We start from the raw sequence: 21655 nt of genomic DNA on the forward strand, positions 1-21655 counted from the left end.
GCGGTACGTCACGCGACTCCGCCAGCAATCACTGGCATGGTTCGGAGAGTAGAGCAGGACCGTACTGATGGGTAGGGGGCGGACCAAGGAAAGTTACCGGCGGTACAACATAGGGTGCCTCTGTGGCTGAAGGACGCGAGCACCGCGAATACCGCATGGAGGAGCTGGCCAAGGAGGCCGGCATCACCGTGCGGACCCTGCGTTTCTACCGGGAGCGCGGGCTGATCCCGCCACCTCGCCGCGAGGGCCGGATCGCCTGGTACGACGACCACCACCTGGCCCGGCTGCGGACCATCACGGGCCTGCTGGAGCGCGGTCACACGCTCAACGGCATCGCCGATCTGGCGGCCACCTTCGATAGCGGCCGCGATGTCGCCGAGGTGCTGGGACTGGGCGAACCGACCGAGGAGACCCCGGTCCGGCTCACCCCGGAGCAGCTCGCGGACTACTTCGAGGGCGAGGTCACGCCGGAGAACCTCGCCGCCGCGCTGGACCTGGGCTATCTCGCCACCGACGGGGACGAGATCGTGCACATCAGCCGCCGCCTCCTGGAGGTGTCGGCCGAGCTCGTACGGGAAGGGGTGCCGCTGTCCACGGTGCTCTCCTCGGGCCGCCGCGTCCGCGAGCACGCGGAGGCGCTCGCCGAGATCTTCGTGCGCGTACTGCATGCCCACACGAAGGAGGCCGAACCCGCCCAACTCCGGCCCCTGGCCCGCGCGGTGGTGGACGCGGAGCTGTCGATGGCCCTGGACCGGCGGCTGCGCCGCGAGGACGGCACCCAGCCCCCGAAGGCGTGACCGCACCGAGGGACCGGGACCGCGCGACGCCGCCCGCGCCAGCCGACCGGGGGCCGGCCGCCTAGCGCTCGTAGACGACCGTGACGGGCGCGTGGTCGCTCCAGCGCTCGCCGTGCGTGGCCGCCCGCTCGACCCACGCCTTCACCGCACGCCCGGCCAGCCCCGGGGTGGCCATCTGGTAGTCGATGCGCCAGCCGGTGTCGTTGTCGAAAGCCCGACCCCGGTAGGACCACCAGCTGTACGGCCCCTCGGCATCCGGGTGCAGCGACCGCACGACGTCCACGTACGCGGCCTCCTCCAGGACGCGGGTCAGCCAGGCGCGCTCCTCGGGGAGGAAACCGGAGCTCTTGCGGTTGGCCTTCCAGTTCTTCAGGTCGGCCTCCTGGTGGGCGATGTTCCAGTCACCGCAGACCACCACCTCGCGGCCGTCCGCCGCCGCCCGCGCCTTCAGTCCCTGGAGGTAGGGGAGGAAGGCCGCCATGAAGCGCTCCTTCTCGTCCTGCCGCTCGGTACCGACCTCGCCGGAGGGCAGGTACAGGCTCGCGACGGTGACCCCGGGGAGGTCGATCTCCGCATACCGGCCGCTCATGTCGAACTCCTCGGCCCCGGGGACCCCGTGGCCGCCGAAGCCGATCTGGACCCGCTCGGGGGCCTGCCGCGAGTAGAGCGAGACGCCCGCGCGCCCCTTGGCGGCGGCGGGCGCGTGGACGGTGTGCCACCCTGCGGGGGCGCCCACCCCTTCGGGCAGCTGGGCGAGCTCGGCCCGCACTTCCTGGAGACAGACCACATCGGCGTCGGTCCCGGCCAGCCACTCGACGAAGCCCTTCTTGGCGGCGGCCCGGAGCCCATTAACATTCACAGACGTAACGGTCAGCATCCCCGAACAGTACCTACTCCACCCCAGCGCACAGATATACGATACTCAGCATGCTTATTCACCCTCGGCCCTTCGACCACCCCGACGCCGTCAAACTCAACGACCAGGTGCAGCTCGAATACGCCGAGCGCTACGGCGACGAGGGCGATGTCACACCGCTCGACCCGTCGATGTTCGTGCCGCCGCACGGTCTGTATCTGCTCGCCTACGACGAGCAGGAGCGCCCGGTGGCGACCGGCGGCTGGCGGACCCAGAACCTCAACGCCGACGGCTACGAGGACGGCGACGCCGAGATCAAGCGGATGTTCGTGATCCCCGAGGGCCGGGGCCGGGGCCTGGCCCGGCGGATGCTCGCCGCCCTGGAGGAGGACGCCCGGGCCGCGGGCCGGACCAGGATGGTCCTGGAGACCGGCGACCAGCAGCCCGAGGCCGTCGCGCTGTACACCTCGTGCGGTTACACCGTCTGCGACGTGAAGTTCGGCCACTACCGGACGTACGACAGCAGCATCTGCATGGCGAAGCCGCTGCGGCGGCCGTAGGCGGCCGGCCGACGGGGACCGGCGGTCGGTCACGCACTCCGGCCAGGCGGTTCGGTCAGGCACTCCGGCCGGGGCTGTCGGTCACGCACTCCCGCCGAGCACCAGCATCACGTGCTCGTCCTCCCCGTGCCGCACGGTGCCGGTCGCCGTGAACCCGCACTTCTCCAGCAGGCGTACCGAGCCGGTGTTGCCCGAGACGGGGTCCGCGTACAGCGGGCGGGCCGTCTCCCGCTCCAGGAACGCGGTCAGCGCCCGCGTGCCGATGCCCCGGCCCCAGTACGCACGGCCGAACCAGTAGCCGAGGAAGCGCCGGTCCTCCTCCCACCAGGCCACGATGTTCCCCGCCGTCTCCCCGTCCACGAGGACCGTCTGCACGAAGTTGGCGGGATCGCCCAGCACCCGCGTCTTCCAGTGCGCCATGAACGCGTCCCTCTCCCGAGGGGTGAACCGCGACCGCCGGACCGCCTCCGGATCGTGCTCGTACGCGAGAAACACATCCAGGTCCTCGGGTAGGACATCCCTGAGCTGCACGCTGTTCTCCATACCGACCGAGTCTGGCACCCGCCACTGACAATCGGCCCGGCCGCTCACCTCGGGGTGGCCAGCACCTGGGTCCAGTAGGGACCGCGCGGGGAGTCGGCGATGCCCACGCCCACGTGGACGAAGTCGCAGTTGAAGATGTCGTCGTCCCGGCCGGGGCTGTTGCGCCACTCCTCGACGACCGCGGCCGGATCGCTCATTCCGGTCGCGATGGTCTCCCCGACGGCCGACCACGCGTAGCCGGTGGCGCCGACCCGGTCGCCCGCACCCCGGCCCGAGGAGTCGGTGTGGGCGAAGTAGTTCCGCGCGGCCATGTCCTCGGAGTGCCGCTGGGCGACCTCGGTCAGCCGGGGGTCGGTCTCCAGCTCCGGGCAGCCGTTCGCGGCGCGCAGGGTGTTGACCCGGGTCACCACGCGGGCGTCCGGGCCGGGTCGCGGCTTTGGCGCCGGCGAGGCGGAAGGCGACGGCGGGACGGTGGGCGGCCGGGTGGCGGCGGTCCGGCTCGGGGTGGGCGTGGGCGTGGGCGTGGGCGAGACCGTGGAGGGGCTGGGGCTCGGCTCGGCGGGGGCGGTCGCGGGCGGGGGCACGGGGCTGCGGGTGGCGCCGCCGCCCCGGGACTCGGGCTCGGTCGGGGCGGAGGGCCAGATCAGTACGGCGAGGGCGGCCACGGCTGCCGCCCCGGCTATGAGCCCGGCCGCCTTCGAGGCCGAGAAGGCGGCCGGAGCGGCGTGCGCGGCGGCCGAGGGCGCGGCGGCGGAAACGGTGGCCGGGGCGGTCGAGGAGGCGACGGCCACCGCCACCTGCTGCCCGCTGTCGTAGAGCGGCACCACGAGCGCGAGCCCGGAGAGCAGACCCTCCGGCGGGACCAGCCCCGTACTGCCGTCGGAGCAGGAGGCGCAGCCCCGTACATGGCGGGCGATCCGCTTGCGCCACAGGGGCGTCGGCGTACCGTCCCAGTCGCCCAGCAGGTCCTCCAGGGCCGGGCAGCGGGGGTCGGAGGCCAGGGCCCGGACGACCGTGCGGCCGACGTCGAGCTGGTTCTTCACCCGCTGGACGCGCACGGCTGCGTGCTGCGGGGAAAGACCGAGCGCCTCGGCCAGCTCGGACCGGGTGAGGTCGCCGGTCGTCTCCAGCCACCACAGGGAGAGCACATCGCGCTCGGCCTCGTCCAGCCAGCGGGTCGCCTCGGCCGTCTCGCGCCGCTGGCCGGAGAGTTCGAGGCGCAGGATCGTCAGGTCGACGAAGTCGGCGGCGGGATCGGCGGGGTCATTGGTCTCCTCCAGCGGGGCGGGGCGGTGGCCGAGGTTGGACCAGCGGCTGCGGACCTGGTTCATGGCGATGGCGACGAGCCAGGAGCGGAAACGGGCCGGATCGCGCAGGGCGGGCAGGCCGGAAAGCGCCCGGAGCATGGTCTCCTGCACCACGTCGTCCACGTCCGGATGGCCGTTGAGGGCGCGCCCGACGACGTTGTAGACCAGCGGGAGGTACTGAGCGGCCAGCCGTTCGCCGGCGGCCCGGTCCCCGTCCCTCGCCGCGATGACCAGAGCGGTGCTGTCCACGCCGTTCACGCCCTTCGTTCGGTTCGCCACCGGAATGTGGGCCAGGTCACCCCTGGGGGTTTTGTTATCCGTCCCCGGTCCGGTGGTCAACCAGTATGCGGGGGCCGGCAGGCAGCCCCGCCGGGAGAGTGCGGGAGCGGGGAGAGACATGTCGAGCGACACGGAAACCGACGAGGCGCACGCCACCGCGGCGCGGACGGGCGAGGCCATCACCACCTCGGCCCTGCACGCTGCGGCGACCGGCGCCGACACCTTCCCCGGGGTCCTGCGGGAGGCGCTGAACCGCCGCGGGCTCTCCCTGGAGCGGGTGAGCGAACGGCTCAGGGTGCGCGGCATCACCATCAGCCAGGCCACCCTGAGCAGCTGGCAGCGCGGCCGCAGCCAGCCCGAACGGGCCCGCTCCCTCCAGGCGGTGGACGTGCTGGAGGAGATCCTGGAACTGCCCGCCGGGTCGCTGCGTTCGCTGCTCGGCCCGCGCCGCCCGCGCGGCCGGACCACCCCGCCCGACACGGAGGGCGCGGCGCTCCAGATCCTCGGCGAGGACTCGGTGGTGGAGAAGGCGCTCGGCGCCCGCTTCCGCCACTTCAACCAGGAGACCAGCTCGCTGATGGTCCACGACATCGTCAGGGTCGGCGAGAGCGGCACACTGAGCGGGATCTCCACCACGAACGTGCTGCGGGCCAAGCGGGCCGGGGCCGACCGGGCGGTCTTCGTCCTCAGCTTCGACGACGAGGCGGCCGAACCCGTCGACATCCGCGTCACCTGCGGCCGCCTGGCGGAGGCCACGTATCTGAAAGGGCTCAAGTCCCTCGTGCTGGAGATCCACTTCGGCCGGGAACTGGCCAAGCTGGACACCACGGTGGTGAGTTACGCGGTCGAGGTGAGCCCGTCCGAGACCCCGGCCACGCACTACGAACGCTGGTCGCGGACGAACCTCCACGAATACCTCCAGCAGGTCTTCTTCCACCCCGGCGCCCTTCCCGCGGACTGCCACCGCTACGTCCGGGACAGGGTCGGCGACCCGCCCCGCGGCCGCCGTCGCATCCCGCTGAGCGAGGCGCACGACGTCCATGTGCTCACCTCCCGGTGCAAGCCCGGCGTCCACGGGGTGGCGTGGGAGTACGGGACGGGAACGGGCGGAACGGGTGGTACGGGTGGGCCGGGAACAAGTGGAACGGGAGACCGCCCAGGATGAGTGGACGGTCTCCCGCGTCTGGGGGGTGGCCTTTTCCGCCGGTCTGGTCCCGCGGTGGGACTACTTGGTGTTGAGGGTCAGCCCGTAGTACGCGAGGGCGTCGTCGAGCGGCTGGAAGTAGGAGGAGCCGGGCGAGTTGACCTGGCCGTTGCAGCGCTGGTTGGTGGGACCGCCGGACGTCATGCCCTGGGCCTGGTCACCGGAGACGTACGCGCCGCCGCTGTCCCCTCCCTGGGTGCAGACGCTGGAGCTGGCCAGTCCGGTCACGACGGTGTCCGGGCCGCCGTTCTGGTCGGTGTAGGTGACGCTGACGTTGTACGAACCGACCTTGCCGCACGTCCAGTTGGTGGTCTGGCCGGACTTGCAGAGCGCCGCGCCGGAGGGGGCCCGCTTGCTGCCCTTGACCGGGACGGTGCCGGCCTTGCCGTACGTGGTGATGTCGAGGCCGATCGAGTTCCCGGCGTCGACGGCGGCGATGCCCATGTCGACGCTGCGGGTGCCGAGCGCGAACCGGGTGTGGGTGCCCTTGGCGAACCGGGTGCCGTTGTACGCCAGTACGGGCAGGTCCTCGATGCAGTGGCCGGCGGTCACGAGCACCTGCTTGCCGTTACGGTCCTTGGCGCCGTAACCGACGGAACAGAGGTAGCCGTTGAAGGTCATCCGGCTGCCGGGCGGAACGACGGCCTGGGTCTCCAGCTTCTCCTGGCCCTTGATCACGCGCACGGCGTCGCCGTTGCTCTGCGCGGCCTTGAGGAAGCTGCGGGTGGCGGCGTCGGTGGCGCCGTTGACCTCGACGGTCACGGTGTCCGACGCGAGGTCGACGGACCACGCGGAGACCCCGGCCGGAGCGCTCTTGAGCGCCTTGGCGTCGAGCTGGGCCTTGATGCGGTCGAGTTCGCTCTCGCCGCGCTCGGGCACCCGGGCCTTGAGACCCGCGGCCCGGACGTCCTTCGCCGCCTCGGCGTCGGCGGCGTTGACGACCAGCGAACCGTCCTTGGCGAAGAAGGCCCCGAGTGTGTCGACCCGGTCCTTCCGCAGCTCCGCGAACCGGTCCTGCTGCTCGGCCTCACGGTCCAGCCGCTCGACGGCGGCCTTCTCGCTGACACCCAGGGTCACGGCGAGCGCCTTGACCATCTCCGGCTGGTACGCCGGCGCCGCCGCGGGCGCCGAGGGCTCCTCCGTCGTACCGGCGTAGGCCCCTGTGGCGACTCCGGCCGACAGAAGGGCGCCGATCGAGGCGGCCACGATGTATCTGCGCGCGTTCTTCTTTCCGTTCTTCACGCGATTCCTTCCGCTACGCAGGCGAGCGTCCAGACAATGGGGGGGTGGCCACACCGCGCCTGGGGAAGCGCGATGTGTTCCATGGACACTGCCCGGCGGCGATGACATGTTCCTGTCGCCGCGCCTCGAACTCTGTCGTAGCCGGAACTGCCGCGACAAGAAGTGGCGGTGGGGCTCTTTTCTACAGAACTGGCCGAGAACTGTAGAGAGAACGAGGGAAAGCGCTGGTGCGGACCTTTGCGCCGGGTCGTACGCCTGTTCCGGAGTCCGCCCCGAGCACCATTCCCCAGCAGTAGAGTTGCCTTCCGAATGAGGGGGGACACCGGCGTGAACAGAGGCCGAAGAGCCGTACTGATGTGGACGGGCCTGGCGGTCGCCGTGCTCGCGGGAGTGCTGTCCTTCCTCAGTTGGGACCGGGCCGACCAGGTGGCCGGAGTGGTCTCCGCCGTGGTCGGCGTGGCCGCCCTGGGAGTCGGCGTGTACGGGGCGCTCGGCCCGCCCCGGGGCCCCGACGTGCAGGTCTCGGCCACGGGAAGGGCCGTGTCCCGCGGCGGCGGCGAGGCCAACACCGGGTTCGTCGCTCCGGCCTCCACCACCGCGCCCGGTTCGGTGTCCGTCAGTGGCACCGGTGACGCGGAGGCCGACGGGGGCAGCGCCAACTCCGGATTCCGGCAGGGGTAGCGGGGCTGTGGCCGACGGCAGGATCGGGGCGAAGGGAACGGGCGACGCGTCGGCGCAAGGGAGCGCGGCTCTCTCGAACACCGGGGTCATCAACGGCCCGGTGACCCTTTACTCTCCCCTGCGTCGGCCCGCAGTGTCGGGCTATCTGCTCCAGGTCGAGAGGGTGGCGGCGGCCGACTTCCGGGGACGTGAGGCCGAGCTTTCGAAACTGGCGTCCTTCAGCACGCAGGCGCGTCCGGAAGACGTTCCCGAAAGGAACTACTGGCGCTGGCTGGCCCCCGCCTGGGCCGGAAAGTCCGCCCTGCTGGCGGAGTTCGTCCTGAACCCACCGGCCGGAATCGACGTCGTAGCGTTCTTCATCACCTCCCGTATGGCGGGCCAGAACGACGCCGCCGCCTTCTGCGAGGTCGTCCAGCGACAGCTGTACGCCCTGTTGCGGGAGGAGGAGCCGCTGAGCACGCCGGCCACGCGGGACGAACAGCTGCGGCTCGCCATGGACCGGGCGGCGGAGCGCTGCGCGGTGGAGGGCCGACGGCTTGTCCTGGTGGTGGACGGCCTGGACGAGGACCACGGCGTCACCGCCGGTCCCGACTGCCACAGCATCGCCGCGCTGCTGCCCCGCACTCCCCCGCGCGGCATGCGGATCATCGTGGCCGGCCGCCCGCACCCGCCGGTTCCGGACGACGTGCCCGGCGACCATCCGCTGCGGACCACGGAGATCAACCACTGGCTGGAACCCTCCCCGTACGCCCAGGCGGTCCGCTGGGACGCGGAGCAGAACCTGCTGCGCCTGCTCGACGGCGGCGGACTGGGGCGTGAGCTGGTCGGTCTGACGGTGGCGGCGGGCGGTGGTCTCAGCGCGAGCGACATCGCCGAACTGACCGGAAGCCGCCCCCGCCTCGTGGAACGCGAACTGTCGGCGGTGACCGGTCGCAGTTTCCGCCGCCGCTCCATGCACTGGGCGTCCCACGGACCCGAGGTCTACCTCCTGGCCCACGAGGAGATCCAGCGCAGCGCGGCGGAGCTCCTCACGGACGCCGAGCTGGCGGCCTGCCGCACGCGTCTGCACCGATGGGCCCAGACGTACCGGAGCGCGGGCTGGCCCGCCACGACGCCCGAGTACCTGCTGCGCGGTTACGCCCAACTCCTGCGGGAACTGGGAAGCACCGGACAGCTGGTGGAGCTGGTCTGCGACGCCGCACGGCAGGAGCGGCTGTGGCAGGTCACCGGGGCCGACCTCGAGGCACTCAGCGAACTGTCGACCTCGCTGGACCAGTTGCTGGCGCACGGCAGGCAGAGGGGTGACCTGGACATCTCGGCCGCTCTGCGCCTGGCGGCGGCCCGCGACGGACTGCACAAGCGGACGGCTGTCCTGCCCGCCGATCTCATCGGCCTGTGGGCCCGGCTCGGGCACACCGGCCGGGCCGTCAGTCTGGCGGAATCGCAGCGCGAGTCGTACAACCGGGTAAGCGCCCTGACCGCCGTTGCCGCCTGCCTCGCCGCCACCGGTCACCGGGAGCGGGCGGAGGCGCTGGCGGCGGATGCGGACAGCCGCGAGGACGAGGCCCGCTTCCTCGAAGCCATCGCGAAAGGGCTGGCGGAGGCGGGCCTCTACAGCGAGGCCTTCCGGACGGTCGAGAGGATGGAGGGCACGGACCGGTTCGCGAAGGCTCTCGTCGCGACGGTCAGGCGGGCGGCGGGCGACCACGCAGCACACGGGCGGCTCGGGGCGGAGACGGTCACGCCGCACCTCGCCGAGGCGGTGCACGCCGTCGCGACGGTTCGCGGCGTCGAGCAAGGCGAGCTGTACGCCGATCTGGCCTGCGCGTTCTCCCTGTTCGGAGACGAGGAACAGGCGCGGGAGACGACAGACCTGGCCGTCCGGGACCGTTCGGACGGCGAAGGGGCGTTCCGGCAGGCCCAGAATCTCAGTCACATAGCCGTACGCCTCGCACCGTCACCAGGTCTCGCGCAGCGCGCCGCGAGCATCGCCCGTGACGCGGCCGAGTTGGCGGATACGCTCGACGATCCCCGAAGCGTCGAGTGGCTCTTCCCTCAGGTCGCCGCGGGCCTGGCGGCGACCGGGCAGTACGAGCGCGCGGAACAGGTCGCCAGGGCCCTGCCCGATCCGGCCGACCATGACGAAGGCCTGTGCGCCGCCGCCAGGGCGGCGGCGCACGCCGGCGCCCCGTGCTGGGCGCTGGAGGTCGCGGACCGCCTCAACGATCCGATCGACCGGGCCAGTGTTCTGGTCGCTGTCGGCAGGAAGCTGGCGCGGTCCGCCGAACCGGCAGAGACCTCGCACCTGGCCCGGCGGGTCCTCACGGTGATCGACGAAGTGTCCGCCCAGGTATGGCGGGTGAGTTTTCTGACCAGCACGTCGGAGTTCCTCCTCCGGGCGGGCGCGAGGGAACAGGCCGAGGCCGTGGCGGCCACAGCGACGGTTCTCGCCCGGAACCGTACAACGCCCCGGGGCAGCGTGACCGCGCAGATCGCCGTCGCCAGGGCCATGGTGGCGGCGGGCGCCGAGGCCGAGGCCCACCGGCTCGTCGACTGGGCGACGGAGTCGGCCGAAGCGGAGGCCGGATACGTCCGGCTGCTGCGTCTGGTCGACGTGGCGGGCGGGTTGCACGCGATCGGCCAGGACGACCACAAGGTGGCCATGCTGTCCGCACTGCTCGAAGAGGTCCGGCTGGAGGCACACCACTCGGAACACGCTGATTCCCTGCAGCGCGTGGCCGAGGCGTTCGGTGAGACAGGCCACCCCGACCTGGCGAGGGAGGTGGCTCGGGAGCTCCTCGACGGGGCGGAAGCCTTGGACAGCGCGTACCAGCAGGGGTGGAACAGATACTGCGCGGCCGGCGCCTATCTGGCGGCCGGGGACTTCGACAAGGCCTTGTCTCTCGCCTGCTCCCTGCCGGACGACGTGCTGGACGACTTCCGCTCCGGTGTCGTGGAGGAGCTGGTGCGGGCAGGCGAATACGTGTGGGCCGAGCGGCTCGCCGAGGAGTTGACCGGCACCATCGAAGGCGATCGCAGCCTCATACACATCGCGGCGGGCATGGCGGCCAGGGGTGACTTCCCCGGCGCGGTCGCCCTGCTCGACGAGATCCCCGTACCGGGCCTGCGCGACGAGGCCCTGGAGAAGGTCGTCAGCGCCTCGGCCCGGGCGGGCGCGCCGCACGAACCCCACGCCCTGGCCGGCACCATCACGGACCCGGGCCACCGGAGCAAGGCGCTCGCGGCCGTCGCCCGCGCCCACGGCCCCACCCCGGAGGGCCGCGTCCTGCTCGCCGAAGCGCTGACCCTGGGCCCCTGGGACCAGCTGGTCGAGGCGATCGCCGGGGTGGCCCCGGAGCATCTGCTCCTGCTGGCGGACCTGTCCCGAGGCGAGCGGTAGGGGCGCCGCGGGCGCACGGGGACCGTGCGGTCACTCGGCGGCGGGACCCGGCCCGTAGTCCGCCTTGAATCCGCTCAGACCGTCCGCGAGGCGGGCCAGCCACCCGCCCGGGGAGTACGGCTGGGGAGGATCGACCTCCATCCCCAGCTCGGCCATCGCGAGGCCGTAGTCGGACTCCTCCAGGCCGAGGGCGAGAAGCTCGCGAAGTTCACCCGCGAGACGGGCGACCAACTGCGGGTCGGTGGTCGCGGTGTAGTCGCGCACGGCCGCGTCGTGGTCCGGGAACTCGTCCGGCATGTCCTGCGAGAACCAGCCGCCGAGGAACTGGCCGAGCTCGGGGAAGCGGGCATGCCACTCCCAGTGGGTGCGAGGGCTAGCCGGGGGCGGCACCTCGCCTTCCTCGATCGACCGCTTCAGATGGTCCGCGACGACGAACAGCCAGTCCCGGATCGCCGACCGGGGCAGGCCGACATCCGGCACGGGGTAGAACTCACCGAGGCTCAGGCGCAGGCGGCCCGGCGGGGTGCGGGCGTAGTCGCGGATCTGCCGTTCGGCCGTGGCCAGGGCGTCGGGGCGGGTGTGCCAGGTGTGGCGGAGGTAGGCCTGGAGCGCCTCGCTCGGCCTGTCCGGCTCGTCGTCGGCAGACATCCCGGTGTACGCCCTGATGACCTGGTCCAACTCGCCGTAGCGGCGGTCGAATTCGAGCGGCTTCATGGACACGGCGTGGGACCTCTACAGATAGATCGGGACGGTGGTGAGCACGACGAAGCCGTGCCGGCTCGCGGGCTCACGCCTGAGGACGACCCGTGCCGCGCGCACCTCGACGGGCTCACGCCCGGCGAGCATCATCGCCTGCAGCAGGACGCGGCCGACAGGAGCCTCACGGGTGGGCCAGGCGGCCTCGACGGTGAGACGGGCCCGGGTGCCCTGCGCGAGCCAGCGGCGAATCCTCTGCTCGTTGACGGTCACCACCTGCTGGGTGGCCCATTGGGCGGTTTCCCGGTCGGGGTAGGTGGCCGAGCGGTTCCTTGCGGTCATTCGGGGAACTTCCTGTGAGCTGTGCGTGGTTCAGGAACCTGCATGCTCGGTCCGCATATGGCCGTCGATTTCCCGGATGACTTCGCGCAGCGCCTCGTGCGAAACCCACGGAACCCAACGCGTCACATTGGCGGACAACACCGCGGGCTGCGGAAATGTCACGAGCACCGATTGGGCGTCGGCGGCCAGTCCGGAGAAGGTCTCGCCGCAGAACGGATGCTCCGCGTCGATGAAAGCCGCCAGCGAATCGGACAGCGACGGATACTCGCCGTCGTAGATCCAGTTGGCGCCGAACCCGAAAAGCTCCGGAAAGCGCGCCGCCGCCTCCCAGTCCGCCAGGGGAAGATCGGCGAATCCGGATTCCGGCTCCTGTTCGGCCGCCCGGAGCAACCCGGCCAGCGTGCGCAGGTAGTCGTCTCCGGAAACGCCGCCGCGCGCCTCGTCCAGCCGTTCGGTGAACGTACGGGGGAAAAACGGCGGGCCCTCCGACCGCACGAGGTCGGCCGTGTGGTCGAGCAGGGCGGCAACGGAGGCGACGGGTGACAGCCAGCGTGTCGAGTCGGCGGCCCCCATCGTGCGGACGAGGCGCCTGAGCTCGTCGTTCAGGTCCAGAGCGCCCTGCGACCGCTGAGCGCGCAGCGCTGTCTCGACCACGCGTCTGACCGGCCCGTCGTTGAAGAGGGCACCGGTGTGCGAGATCACGTCGCGATCATCTCCATGCAAGGTCCGGGGGGTCTCAGGGGGCCACAGGGTACGACGTGATCACCACGAAAGGGGGGTCCATGCCCTTCTGGTACTTCAGGGCGACCTGAGCGGAGCGGACTTCGCTCGCGGTCGCCCCCATTCCGTGCGCATCATAGTCGGCGCGCTCGACGGTGCGCCCGGTGGCGTCCGGGAAGGTGAGGGTCAGCGGCGGGGATATCTTGGAGTTGTTCGGGTCCCACGCCGGGTTGTTCCTTTCCCGCTGCTGCACCCGCTCGATCCATTTCTCGATCCGGTCCGCATTGTCGATGTCGTCGAGGGCAGCCTGGGTGTACCGCTGCGCGGATGGGAGATCCTTGTACGACGAAGCGGACGGCGCGTTGTTCTGGTCGCGCAGTCGCTGGGTCAGCTGGTCGTCGGTGAGCCCGATGTGTTTGTCCACACCGTGGCTGTTCCCGATGCCTTCCTGACTCGCGAGGTCGAGCGGAAAGAAATGGTCCTTCGGATCCTCGCCCGGAACCAGGTATTGGTGTTCTTTCTTGAAGTCGTTCAGGGCCCGCGCACCGAACGCCTCGGCCCGCGCCTCCTCCGCGTGGAACGAGGGCGCGCTCCGGTGCGCCTCGTCCAGTGGCGCCATCAGTGCGTCCAGCTTAGGCACCAGTGCGTTGACGCGGGAGTTGTACTCGGTGACGATCGCGTTCAGTTTCGCGGTGTCGATGTTGAGGACGATACCCGCACCGATCTGGGCGGCGCCCTTGACGACGCCCTTCGCCACGCCCTTGACGAACCCTTTGACGTCGTCCATGCCGACGCCGTCCTTGAGGTCCACCTCGACCTTGGGTACGGCATCCTTGACGGCATCCCAGTACACGTCCCAGACCTCGCCGTTGACGTACACGGCCGCCTCGGCGAACTGGTACAGCAGATCGCTGACCTTCTGGGCGGTGTCGAACAACACCGTCATCACCGGATGCGTAGCCGTGGGCGAGGACGCCGAGTCGTGCTTCCACTGGTAGCCCGCGGTGCTCGTGCCCCACGCCGTCGTGCCCCACAGCGAGCTGCAGAACTGGCGCATGGCATCGTGCCATTCGCTGTTGCTCTGCTGCGTGATGCTGCTGACATTGCCCGTCAAGCCGCTCTCGGTCATGGAGAGCGTCATGGTCATCTCCATCCACGCCTTGGAGAGCGAGTTGAGATGGTGCTGCTGCGGGTACGGGTAGACCTCTGCGACCTTGCCCATCCGGAAGGCGTGCTTCACCACCGGCCGCAGCACGTCGCGGATCGGCTCCGGCACCCATTCGAGCAGCGAACGGATCCAGCCGTCGCCGCCGTCGTCGTCGCCCCACTTCAGGTTCGGGACGGAGCCGTAGCCAGGTACTTTCTGGATGACGCTCGGGAGCGGCTGGGTGACCGCCTTCGTCCGGCCCGTGGGGTCGTTGGCCGCTTCGGCCTTGGCGTAGTTGTTGGCCGTGGAGGTGAAGCCGACCGCAGCGCCGCCGATGCTGACGACACTCCTCGCCCACACCTCGAGAAACCGGTTGCCCACCTTCACGTACGAGGCGGCGAAGGCCTGGGGGGCCGTGCCGTAGCCGCCGGCGTCCGGGTACTGCCTCAGCTTGTCCAGGAGGCCCTTGGCGCCTCTGTCCATGGGCGTCTGCTGCATCGCCACGCCGCTCGCGACCCTGAACAGGTCCGCCGGTTTGACGTCAATGGTGCCGTTCTGCCCAGGAGCCTGCGGGCTCGACGGCGAGCCGGAGCCCGGTCCCGCCATCAGCCGACACCCCAGCCCCGCAGCACCGCCCGGTGTGCCGCGGCATAGTTGACGTGCCCCTTGGTGACGACCTCGTGCAGCCACTTCTGTGCCGCCCGCAGGTCCTGAGCGGAGTGGTCCCACTTGTCGAGCTCGTCGACGAAGGCCTCGCGGGCCTCGCCTTCCCAGCTGAGAACGGCCTTCTCCGCCCGGCCGTACAAGAGGTCCAGCTGCTCGTTGAGCTTCTTCAGAATGTCCTCGAGCTCGCCGGTCAGACTCCGCAGCGTCGCGAAGTCGACCGTTATGTGGTCGTCGTCCGCCATCCCTGGTCCCCCCTTGCTCACAGATCGTCGAGGCTGCTCCGCGACGCCTCGGCGACCGGATTCGGCGTCGAGAGCTCAGCGGCCTCGGCCTTCACATCCGTCTCGACCTGGACCTGCCGCAGCCGCTCCATGATGTCGAGTTCCTGCTCCGAGAACCCGTCCCTGCTCAGCCGCACGCCCTGCTCAAGGCGCTGAAGGACCATGCGGATGCGCACGGCGTCCTCGGCGGCGCCCCGGTGCAGAGCTCGGTACGCCTTGGCCGCCGGCCCGCGCCAGCCCGCCTCGATGCTGTCGACAACGGCGTCCATGCGCTTGATCTGAGTGTCGAGATGAGTCTGCATCGCGTCGAGGTCGTCGGCGAGGACGGTCAGTCGATCGCCTTTGACCCGCAGTCTGCTCTGTCCACCTTCGTCGCTCATGGATGGCCCCCCGGGTCCGTGGTGGTCAACAGCGTTGCCCCCGCCGCCACTTCCGTTGCAGGTGACACCCTATCAACGCCCCTGTCAGGGCACGGAGGCGGCAGATCGCCCCACCGAAGGGCCGCCCTTCACCCGCCGGCCCGGCTCTCGCGCGAGGAGGAGCCGAAACGACGAGATCCCGCCCGATCTTTCGATCGGGCGGGATCTCGTCACCGTTCCCGAGAGCTACTCGCGAACTGTCGGTTGTGGACCTGTGGGGATTTGAACCCCAGACCCCCTCGATGCGAACGAGGTGCGCTACCAGACTGCGCCACAGGCCCTTGCGACGTGTGAAACTCTAGCACCCTCACAGGGGTGCTTGGAAATCCGTTCCTCCGCTGGTCAGCGGTGTCGGGTTTCCCGGTGCCCCCGGGTGCTCCCGGGGGCCTCACTCATTGGCCGCACGCGGCCGGTCCTCGTCGTCGTACTGGTCGAAGAGCGGGGTCCGGCCCCCGTCGCGGTTGCGGCGGGACTGGTTCGTGCGCTGGCGCGGGGCCGGGTCGACCGCGGGGGCCGTCGGGTGCGACGTGCCCGTCTGGGTGGGCTCGGCGGTGCTGGAGCGGGCCGCGCTCCAGGTCTCCGGGTCGCCGACCTCCACACCGCCCGTGGCCCGGGGGGCGACGGGCGCGGTGACGTAGGTGGGCAGTGGTACGGGGACGGGCTCCCAGCTGTCGCCCTGGACGCGGCCTCGTTCGCGCTGCTGGTCCACCCACTCCGCGTGGTCCGTCTGCTCGACGAGAGCGCGGCGGCCGGCCTCCTGCGGGGAGACCGTGGGGGTCGGTTCCGGCTCCGCGTGGTGCGCTTCGGAGTCGTCGTCCGGCTCGGCGGAATCGGAGGCCGCGGGCTGGTTCCGGCGCGGGCGGTTCTCCCGCAGCCGCTGCGCCGCGTCCTCGGCCCGGCGGCGGTCCATCGTGAAGGCGAACCGTCGGCGTTCCTGGGCCCGCAGATGCACGATGTACGTGCTCAGCAGCACGGCCGGCACCGCGGGCGCCCAGAGGAAGCCGAGGCCGCCGACCGCCGCGACGATCGCGCCGAGGGTGAAGGCCAGGAAGAGGACGACGGTGGTCCGCCTGCGCCGCGCCAGGACCTGGGAGCGCTGGGCGCGCCGGGCCCGCTCGGCGTCGGCCGCACCGGAGCGCGGGCGCCGGGCGGGGGGCACGTGCTCCCCGGGCCGGCGTTCGTGCGCCGGGCGGGCCGGGTGCTGACGGTCCGGGGGCTGGTGCCCCGCAAGCCGGTCGTGCGCCGGGCGGTCGGATGCCTGGTGGCCCGGGGCGCGCTCGGGCGCGTGGGCCGGGTCGCTCAGCCGGGCTTCCGTGTGCGCCGGAGGCGCGGCAAAGGCCCGGACGTCCACGGACTCCATACGGTCCGTTTCCCGGTCCGGGTCGACCTCGGGCCCCGCCTCCTCGGCAGTGCGCTCCCGCAGCTCCTTGGCGTAACGGCGCTCCATCGCCGCCCGGCCGGACAGCAGCCGGATGGCGGTGCTGAAGCGTTCCGTCGGACGCGCTTCGTTCAGCTCGTCCTGCCTGCGGAGCCACATCGGCACCAAGTAGGCGGCCCAGGCCCCGACGATGACTGCGTAGATGAGGCCGCTGCTGCTCACGCTCACACCGTAGAGGGGTTTGCGCGGAAGGATCCGCCAATTGGCCCGGTGTGTCGCACGATCCGGCTGATATCAGGGACTTTTTTTGTGATGGTTCGGATCAACGGACGCCGATAGCCCTATCCAATGTGGTCACCCGGCGATCAAATTCGAACACATATTTTATTTCTTCGGTCGCCCCGGGCGATCCGGCGCCCCCGGCCGCGACCGGCGCCACCGGCGGAGCATCCCCTCGGGCACTTCCTCGGCGGTGAGCGCGAAGATCAGGTGGTCGCGCCAGGCGCCGTCGATGTGGAGATAGCGCGGGCGCACGCCCTCCGAACGGAATCCGAGTTTCTCCACCACCCTGCGGCTGGGCGCGTTCTCCGGGCGAATGCAGACCTCGATCCGGTGCAGGCCCACCGTGCGGAAGCAGTGGTCCACCGCGAGCGCCACCGCCGTCGGCATGACTCCGCGTCCGGCGACGCCGCGGTCGACCCAGTAGCCGATATGGCCGGAGCACATCGAGCCCCAGGTGATCCCCGCGACCGTGAGCTGGCCGACCAGCCGGCCCTCGTACTCGATGGCGAACGGCAGCATCCGCCCCGCGTTCGCCTCGGCGCGCAGGTGGCGCACCATCTGCCGGTACGTGGGACGCTGCGCCGTCGGGCCGCCGGGGGCGGGCGGCGGGACGGTGGCCTCCCAGGGGCGCAGCCAGTCGCGGTTGCGCCGGTTGACCTCACGCCAGACCCGCTGGTCACGCATCCTTATCGGACGCAGGACGATCTCGCCGTCGGTCAGCGTCACCGGCCAGGTCGCGATGTTCAGCTCGGGCTCCCCGGTCGGGGGTGGTCGCCGCCGCGGAGCTGGTCGACGGCGTGCACCAGGATCCGGCCGAGGACGGCGAGCCCGTCCTTCACCCCGCCGGTGGAGCCGGGGAGGTTGACGATCAGCGTGCGGGAGGCGACGCCCGCGAGGCCCCGGGAGAGGGCGGCGGTCGGGACCTTGGCGAGGCCCTCGGCCCGGATCGCCTCCGGGATGCCGGGGATCTCGTGGTCGAGGACGCGGCGGGTGGCCTCGGGGGTGGCGTCGGTGGGCGAGACGCCCGTACCTCCGGTGGTGACGATCACGTCGTACCCGGCGGCGACGCCCGCGCGCAGGGCCGCCTCGACCGGATCGCCGTCGGGGACGACCTGCGGCCCTTCGACCGTGAAGCCGAGGCCGGTCAGCGCCTGGACGATCAACGGGCCGCCCTTGTCCGCGTACACGCCGGCGGAGGCCCGGTTGGAGGCGGTGACGACGAGGGCGCGGTACGGGGCCCCGCCGTCCGGCACGGCTCCGGTGGGCCCGGGCTCCCGCGCCGGCTGCACGTGGCCGGCGGCTCCGATGGGCTCGGGCGGCGTCACGCGTCCGGTCCCGCCGGTCCCGCCGGCGTGGTGCGCCGGTAGTCGCCGGACTTGCCGCCCGACTTCGCCTCGACCCGTACGTCGGTGATGACCGCGCTCTTGTCGACCGCCTTGATCATGTCGACGACGGTCAGGGCGGCCACCGACACCGCTGTCAGGGCCTCCATCTCGACGCCCGTGCGGTCCGTCGTCTTCACGGTGGCCGTGATCTCCACCGCGTGGTCGGCCACGCTCAGGTCGACCTTCACACCGGAGACGGCCAGCGGGTGGCAGAGCGGGATCAGGTCCGGGGTGCGCTTGGCCCCCATGATCCCGGCGATCCGGGCGGTGGCGAGGGCGTCGCCCTTGGGGACTCCTTCGCCGCGCAGCAGCTCGATCACGCGCGGCGCGACGAGCACCCGGCCGGATGCGCGGGCGACGCGGGTGGTGACGTCCTTCGCCGACACGTCGACCATGCGGGCCGCACCCGCCTCGTCGATGTGCGTCAGCCTGTTCTGCGTACTCAACTCACTCCGCCTAGCGGTAGGGGCACCGATGGGCCTCGGACCCGGAGGGGGTCCCCCGGAAGGCACGGCGGCAGATACCGTACCGCCACCGGGCGGCGGTCAGCGGAGCAGGACCACGTCCGTCTCCGTGCCGGGCTCGACCGATGTGACGTCGTCGGGGATCACGATCAGCGCGTCGGCCTGGGCCAGCGCGGCGATCAGATGCGAACCGGAACCGCCGACCGGGGTGACCGTGCCCGCCTCCGCGTCGTAACGGCCGCGCAGGAACTGACGGCGGCCGGACGGTGAGGTGAGCGCCTTTTCGGCGCGCAGCTCGGCGCGGGCCGTGGGGCGGTGCACGTCGGACAGGCCCATCAGGGCCCGGATGGCGGGGCGGACGAACAGCTCGAAGGAGACGTAGGCGGAGACCGGATTGCCCGGCAGGGCCAGCAGCGGGGTGTGGTCCGGGCCGATCGAGCCGAAGCCCTGGGGCTTGCCCGGCTGCATGGCGAGCTTGCGGAACTCGACGCCGCCGCCCGGCTCGTCCGCGTCGCCGACGGAGGACAGCGCCTCCTTGACGACGTCGTACGCGCCGACGCTGACGCCGCCCGTGGTGACGACGATGTCCGCACGGATCAGCTGGTCCTCGATGGTGGCGCGCAGCGTCTCGGCGTCGTCGGCCACCGCGCCGACCCGGTAGGCGATGGCTCCGGCGTCCCGGGCGGCGGCGGTCAGCGCGAAGCTGTTGGAGTCGTAGATCTGGCCGCCCGTCAGCCCCTCGCCGGGCTGGACCAGTTCGCTGCCGGTGGACAGGACGACCACGCGGGGGCGGGGCCGTACGACCACGGTGGAGCAGCCGATCGCCGCGAGCAGCCCGATCTGCGGCGGGCCGACGACCGATCCGGCGGCCAGGGCCAGCTCGCCCGGCTCGACATCGCTGCCGCGCTCGCGCACATGGGCGCCCGCCGTGACCGGACGGTGGACGCGGACCTCGCCGGTGGCGCCCTCCGGCGCGTCGGCGTGGGCGCGCATCCCCTCGGCCGGGCCCTCGCCCGTGCCGCCGTCCGTCCACTCGACCGGGACCACGGCCTCCGCACCGGCGGGCAGCGGGGCGCCCGTCATGATGCGGGCCGCCTGTCCCGGTCCCACGACCTGGTCGTCGGCGAGCCCCGCGCTGCCCGCGGCGACGTCCCCGATGACGGTGAGGACCGCGGGGAACTCCTCGCTCGCGCCCTCGACATCGGCGATGCGGACCGCGTAACCGTCCATGGAGCTGTTGTCGAAGGGCGGCAGGGCCACCTCCACGACGACGTCCTTGACGAGGACGCAGCCCTGGGCGTCGGGCAGCTGCAGCTCGATGGGCTCCAACGGCCTCACCGAGGCGAGGATGTCGTCCAGATGCTCGTCGACCGACCAGATCGTGCTGCTCACGGGGTTACATCTCCTCAGCGACGTACTTGCGCAGCCAGGTCCGGAAGTCCGGCCCCAGGTCTTCACGTTCGCACGCCAGTCTGACAATGGCGCGCAGATAGTCGCTGCGGTCGCCGGTGTCATAGCGGCGGCCCTTGAAGACGACGCCGTGCACGGGGCCGCCGATCTTCTCGTCCGCGGCGAGCAGCTGGAGCGCGTCGGTGAGCTGGATCTCGCCGCCGCGGCCCGGCTCGGTGTGTCGCAGTATGTCGAAGACCGCGGGGTCCAGGACGTACCGGCCGATGATGGCGAGGTTGCTGGGGGCGTCGGCCGCGTCGGGCTTCTCGACCAGGTCGGTGACGCGGACGACGTCGCTGTCGACGGTGGCGTCCGCGGCGGCGCAGCCGTACAGGTGGATCTGCGAGGGGTCGACCTCCATCAGCGCGATGACGCTGCCGCCCTCACGCTCCTGGACCTCGACCATCCGGGCCAGCAGCGTGTCGCGCGGGTCGATCAGGTCGTCGCCGAGCAGCACCGCGAAGGGCTGGTCGCCCACGTGCGGGGCGGCGCACAGCACGGCGTGTCCGAGGCCGCGGGGGTCCCCCTGGCGCACGTAGTGCATGGTGGCCAGGTCGCTGGACTCCTGGACCTTGGCCAGGCGTTCGGCGTCGCCCTTGCGGGTGAGCGCGGACTCCAGCTCGTAGTTGCGGTCGAAGTGGTCCTCCAGGGGGCGCTTGTTGCGACCCGTGATCATCAGTACGTCGGAGAGGCCCGCCGCCACGGCTTCTTCGACGACATACTGGATGGCCGGCTTGTCGACGACAGGCAGCATCTCTTTCGGAGTGGCCTTCGTGGCGGGCAGGAACCGGGTACCGAGACCTGCTGCCGGGATGACGGCCTTGCTGATCCTGGAGGGCGACTGAGTCATGTGCCGACCTTAACGGGTGCACACGGCCGGAAGCTGATATTCCGGTTAACTTCATCCGTAAATATGCCCATACGAGAACCGTGCGAGTCACCCATGAACACCGACAAGTCCGGAAAGGCGTCCGCGAAAGGCTCTCTGCGGCGCGAACTGCTCGCCGCACGGGCCCTCCTGACGAAGGAGGACGCGCTCCGGGCCGCCGCGGTTCTCGCCGAGACGGCGCTGCACCTCCCCGAACTGGCCGACGCCCGTACGGTCGCCGCGTATGTCTCGGTGGGCCGGGAACCGGGCACCCGCGCCCTGCTGGAGGCGCTGCGCGGCCGCGGCGTACGGCTGCTGCTGCCGGTCCTCCTGGCCGACAACGACCTGGACTGGGCGGCCTACGAGGGTCCGGCGCACCTGCTCCCGGCCGGGCGGGGCCTCCTGGAGCCGGACGGACCGCGCCTGGGCCCCGACGCCGTCCTCACCGCCGACGCGGTGCTGCTGCCCGGCCTGGCGGTGGACGGTGCCGGGATGCGGCTGGGGCGGGGCGGCGGCAGCTACGACCGGGTGCTGGCCCGGCTGTCCGCCGCCGGGGCGCACCCGTCACTCGTCGTGCTCCTGTACGAGGACGAGGTGGTCGCGCGGGTTCCGTCGGAACCGCACGACCACCCCGTGGACGCCGTGGTCACACCGGCCGGAGCGCGGCGCTTCGCCTCATGATCCGCTGG

Annotated in this window: 22 protein-coding genes and 1 tRNA gene; 6 read left to right on the top strand and 17 right to left on the bottom strand. The window is 71.5% G+C overall.

Features of this window, described 5'->3' with window-relative positions:
- Positions 1-155: 155 nt before the first annotated feature.
- Entirely contained in the window at positions 156-797 is a 642-nt protein-coding gene (locus tag RNL97_RS13285; protein ID WP_030588900.1) for a MerR family transcriptional regulator, read from the top strand.
- A gap of 61 nt (positions 798-858) precedes the next feature.
- On the opposite strand, the gene RNL97_RS13290 is transcribed toward RNL97_RS13285, so the two are convergent.
- A complete protein-coding gene (locus tag RNL97_RS13290; protein WP_243314226.1) occupies positions 859-1674 on the bottom strand; it encodes an exodeoxyribonuclease III in 816 nt (271 codons plus the stop codon).
- A 50-nt stretch (positions 1675-1724) separates the two neighbouring features.
- Here RNL97_RS13290 and RNL97_RS13295 point away from each other — a divergent pair, with 50 nt between their 5' ends.
- Positions 1725-2213, top strand: coding sequence for a GNAT family N-acetyltransferase (locus RNL97_RS13295; RefSeq protein ID WP_030588895.1), 489 nt, complete (start codon positions 1725-1727; stop codon positions 2211-2213).
- Positions 2214-2294: 81 nt separating this feature from the next.
- On the opposite strand, the gene RNL97_RS13300 is transcribed toward RNL97_RS13295, so the two are convergent.
- On the bottom strand, positions 2295-2756 hold the full coding sequence (locus tag RNL97_RS13300) for a GNAT family N-acetyltransferase (RefSeq protein ID WP_030588892.1): 462 nt from the start codon (positions 2754-2756) through the stop codon (positions 2295-2297).
- A gap of 44 nt (positions 2757-2800) precedes the next feature.
- The gene (locus tag RNL97_RS13305; RefSeq protein WP_243316316.1) at positions 2801-4321 is read right to left on the bottom strand and encodes a sigma-70 family RNA polymerase sigma factor; all 1521 of its coding nucleotides are present in this window, start codon (positions 4319-4321) and stop codon (positions 2801-2803) included.
- A gap of 139 nt (positions 4322-4460) precedes the next feature.
- Here RNL97_RS13305 and RNL97_RS13310 point away from each other — a divergent pair, with 139 nt between their 5' ends.
- Complete coding sequence (locus tag RNL97_RS13310; RefSeq protein ID WP_106978451.1) at positions 4461-5507, top strand: helix-turn-helix domain-containing protein; 1047 nt, start codon at positions 4461-4463, stop codon at positions 5505-5507.
- Between the two features lie 60 nt (positions 5508-5567).
- On the opposite strand, the gene RNL97_RS13315 is transcribed toward RNL97_RS13310, so the two are convergent.
- Entirely contained in the window at positions 5568-6788 is a 1221-nt protein-coding gene (locus tag RNL97_RS13315; protein WP_243314227.1) for a S1 family peptidase, read from the bottom strand.
- Between the two features lie 327 nt (positions 6789-7115).
- On the opposite strand from RNL97_RS13315, the gene RNL97_RS13320 reads away from it, so the two are divergent.
- Together RNL97_RS13320 and RNL97_RS13325 are read left to right on the top strand one after the other, a co-directional pair.
- Positions 7116-7469, top strand: a complete 354-nt coding sequence (locus RNL97_RS13320; RefSeq protein ID WP_234313475.1) for a hypothetical protein — start codon at positions 7116-7118, stop codon at positions 7467-7469.
- A gap of 100 nt (positions 7470-7569) precedes the next feature.
- Positions 7570-10869, top strand: a complete 3300-nt coding sequence (locus tag RNL97_RS13325) for a hypothetical protein (RefSeq protein ID WP_234313474.1) — start codon at positions 7570-7572, stop codon at positions 10867-10869.
- A 30-nt stretch (positions 10870-10899) separates the two neighbouring features.
- Here RNL97_RS13325 and RNL97_RS13330 read toward each other — a convergent pair whose 3' ends face one another.
- The 13 genes from RNL97_RS13330 to galU form a co-directional block, all read right to left on the bottom strand.
- Complete coding sequence (locus RNL97_RS13330) at positions 10900-11589, bottom strand: contact-dependent growth inhibition system immunity protein (RefSeq protein ID WP_030588878.1); 690 nt, start codon at positions 11587-11589, stop codon at positions 10900-10902.
- 12 nt (positions 11590-11601) lie between these two features.
- Entirely contained in the window at positions 11602-11907 is a 306-nt protein-coding gene (locus tag RNL97_RS13335; protein ID WP_243314228.1) for an RNase A-like domain-containing protein, read from the bottom strand.
- A gap of 30 nt (positions 11908-11937) precedes the next feature.
- Complete coding sequence (locus RNL97_RS13340; RefSeq protein WP_030588872.1) at positions 11938-12609, bottom strand: hypothetical protein; 672 nt, start codon at positions 12607-12609, stop codon at positions 11938-11940.
- A 34-nt stretch (positions 12610-12643) separates the two neighbouring features.
- Complete coding sequence (locus RNL97_RS13345) at positions 12644-14380, bottom strand: RNase A-like domain-containing protein (protein WP_313750720.1); 1737 nt, start codon at positions 14378-14380, stop codon at positions 12644-12646.
- Positions 14380-14682: a WXG100 family type VII secretion target gene (locus RNL97_RS13350; protein WP_030588869.1), complete on the bottom strand. Its 303-nt coding sequence runs from the start codon at positions 14680-14682 to the stop codon at positions 14380-14382. Before RNL97_RS13350 ends, RNL97_RS13345 begins: the two co-directional genes overlap by 1 nt.
- Positions 14683-14699: 17 nt before the next feature.
- Positions 14700-15101 (bottom strand): WXG100 family type VII secretion target, encoded by a 402-nt coding sequence (locus RNL97_RS13355; protein ID WP_030588866.1) that lies wholly within the window; start codon positions 15099-15101, stop codon positions 14700-14702.
- 246 nt (positions 15102-15347) lie between these two features.
- Positions 15348-15421: transfer RNA gene (locus RNL97_RS13360), tRNA-Ala, on the bottom strand.
- A 107-nt stretch (positions 15422-15528) separates the two neighbouring features.
- The gene (gene sepX, locus RNL97_RS13365; RefSeq protein WP_030588863.1) at positions 15529-16740 is read right to left on the bottom strand and encodes a divisome protein SepX/GlpR; all 1212 of its coding nucleotides are present in this window, start codon (positions 16738-16740) and stop codon (positions 15529-15531) included.
- 162 nt (positions 16741-16902) lie between these two features.
- On the bottom strand, positions 16903-17526 hold the full coding sequence (locus RNL97_RS13370; protein WP_030588860.1) for a GNAT family N-acetyltransferase: 624 nt from the start codon (positions 17524-17526) through the stop codon (positions 16903-16905).
- Between the two features lie 17 nt (positions 17527-17543).
- On the bottom strand, positions 17544-18089 hold the full coding sequence (locus RNL97_RS13375; RefSeq protein ID WP_199814241.1) for a MogA/MoaB family molybdenum cofactor biosynthesis protein: 546 nt from the start codon (positions 18087-18089) through the stop codon (positions 17544-17546).
- Positions 18090-18121: 32 nt separating this feature from the next.
- The gene (gene moaC, locus RNL97_RS13380; protein ID WP_313750721.1) at positions 18122-18631 is read right to left on the bottom strand and encodes a cyclic pyranopterin monophosphate synthase MoaC; all 510 of its coding nucleotides are present in this window, start codon (positions 18629-18631) and stop codon (positions 18122-18124) included.
- Between the two features lie 99 nt (positions 18632-18730).
- Positions 18731-20041, bottom strand: coding sequence for a molybdotransferase-like divisome protein Glp (gene glp / locus RNL97_RS13385; RefSeq protein ID WP_030588848.1), 1311 nt, complete (start codon positions 20039-20041; stop codon positions 18731-18733).
- A gap of 4 nt (positions 20042-20045) precedes the next feature.
- Positions 20046-20948 (bottom strand): UTP--glucose-1-phosphate uridylyltransferase GalU, encoded by a 903-nt coding sequence (gene galU, locus RNL97_RS13390; RefSeq protein WP_030588845.1) that lies wholly within the window; start codon positions 20946-20948, stop codon positions 20046-20048.
- Between the two features lie 93 nt (positions 20949-21041).
- Between galU and RNL97_RS13395 the strand changes: the two genes are divergently transcribed.
- The gene (locus tag RNL97_RS13395; protein WP_030588842.1) at positions 21042-21647 is read left to right on the top strand and encodes a 5-formyltetrahydrofolate cyclo-ligase; all 606 of its coding nucleotides are present in this window, start codon (positions 21042-21044) and stop codon (positions 21645-21647) included.
- Positions 21648-21655: the final 8 nt, after the last annotated feature.

Origin of the sequence: Streptomyces parvus, assembly GCF_032121415.1 — a bacterium.
In the GTDB taxonomy this organism is placed as follows: domain Bacteria; phylum Actinomycetota; class Actinomycetes; order Streptomycetales; family Streptomycetaceae; genus Streptomyces; species Streptomyces globisporus_A.

Bases quoted from the DNA above. Each gene is read 5' to 3' on its own strand.
- RNL97_RS13350 (WP_030588869.1), bottom strand. From the start codon at position 14,682: ATGGCGGACGACGACCACATAACGGTCGACTTCGCGACGCTGCGGAGT.
- RNL97_RS13300 (WP_030588892.1), bottom strand. From the start codon at position 2,756: ATGGAGAACAGCGTGCAGCTCAGGGATGTCCTACCCGAGGACCTGGAT.
- RNL97_RS13335 (WP_243314228.1), bottom strand. From the start codon at position 11,907: ATGACCGCAAGGAACCGCTCGGCCACCTACCCCGACCGGGAAACCGCC.
- RNL97_RS13345 (WP_313750720.1), bottom strand. From the start codon at position 14,380: ATGGCGGGACCGGGCTCCGGCTCGCCGTCGAGCCCGCAGGCTCCTGGG.
- galU (WP_030588845.1), bottom strand. From the start codon at position 20,948: ATGACTCAGTCGCCCTCCAGGATCAGCAAGGCCGTCATCCCGGCAGCA.
- RNL97_RS13310 (WP_106978451.1), top strand. From the start codon at position 4,461: ATGTCGAGCGACACGGAAACCGACGAGGCGCACGCCACCGCGGCGCGG.
- RNL97_RS13295 (WP_030588895.1), top strand. From the start codon at position 1,725: ATGCTTATTCACCCTCGGCCCTTCGACCACCCCGACGCCGTCAAACTC.
- RNL97_RS13290 (WP_243314226.1), bottom strand. From the start codon at position 1,674: ATGCTGACCGTTACGTCTGTGAATGTTAATGGGCTCCGGGCCGCCGCC.
- RNL97_RS13395 (WP_030588842.1), top strand. From the start codon at position 21,042: ATGAACACCGACAAGTCCGGAAAGGCGTCCGCGAAAGGCTCTCTGCGG.
- RNL97_RS13285 (WP_030588900.1), top strand. From the start codon at position 156: ATGGAGGAGCTGGCCAAGGAGGCCGGCATCACCGTGCGGACCCTGCGT.
- RNL97_RS13355 (WP_030588866.1), bottom strand. From the start codon at position 15,101: ATGAGCGACGAAGGTGGACAGAGCAGACTGCGGGTCAAAGGCGATCGA.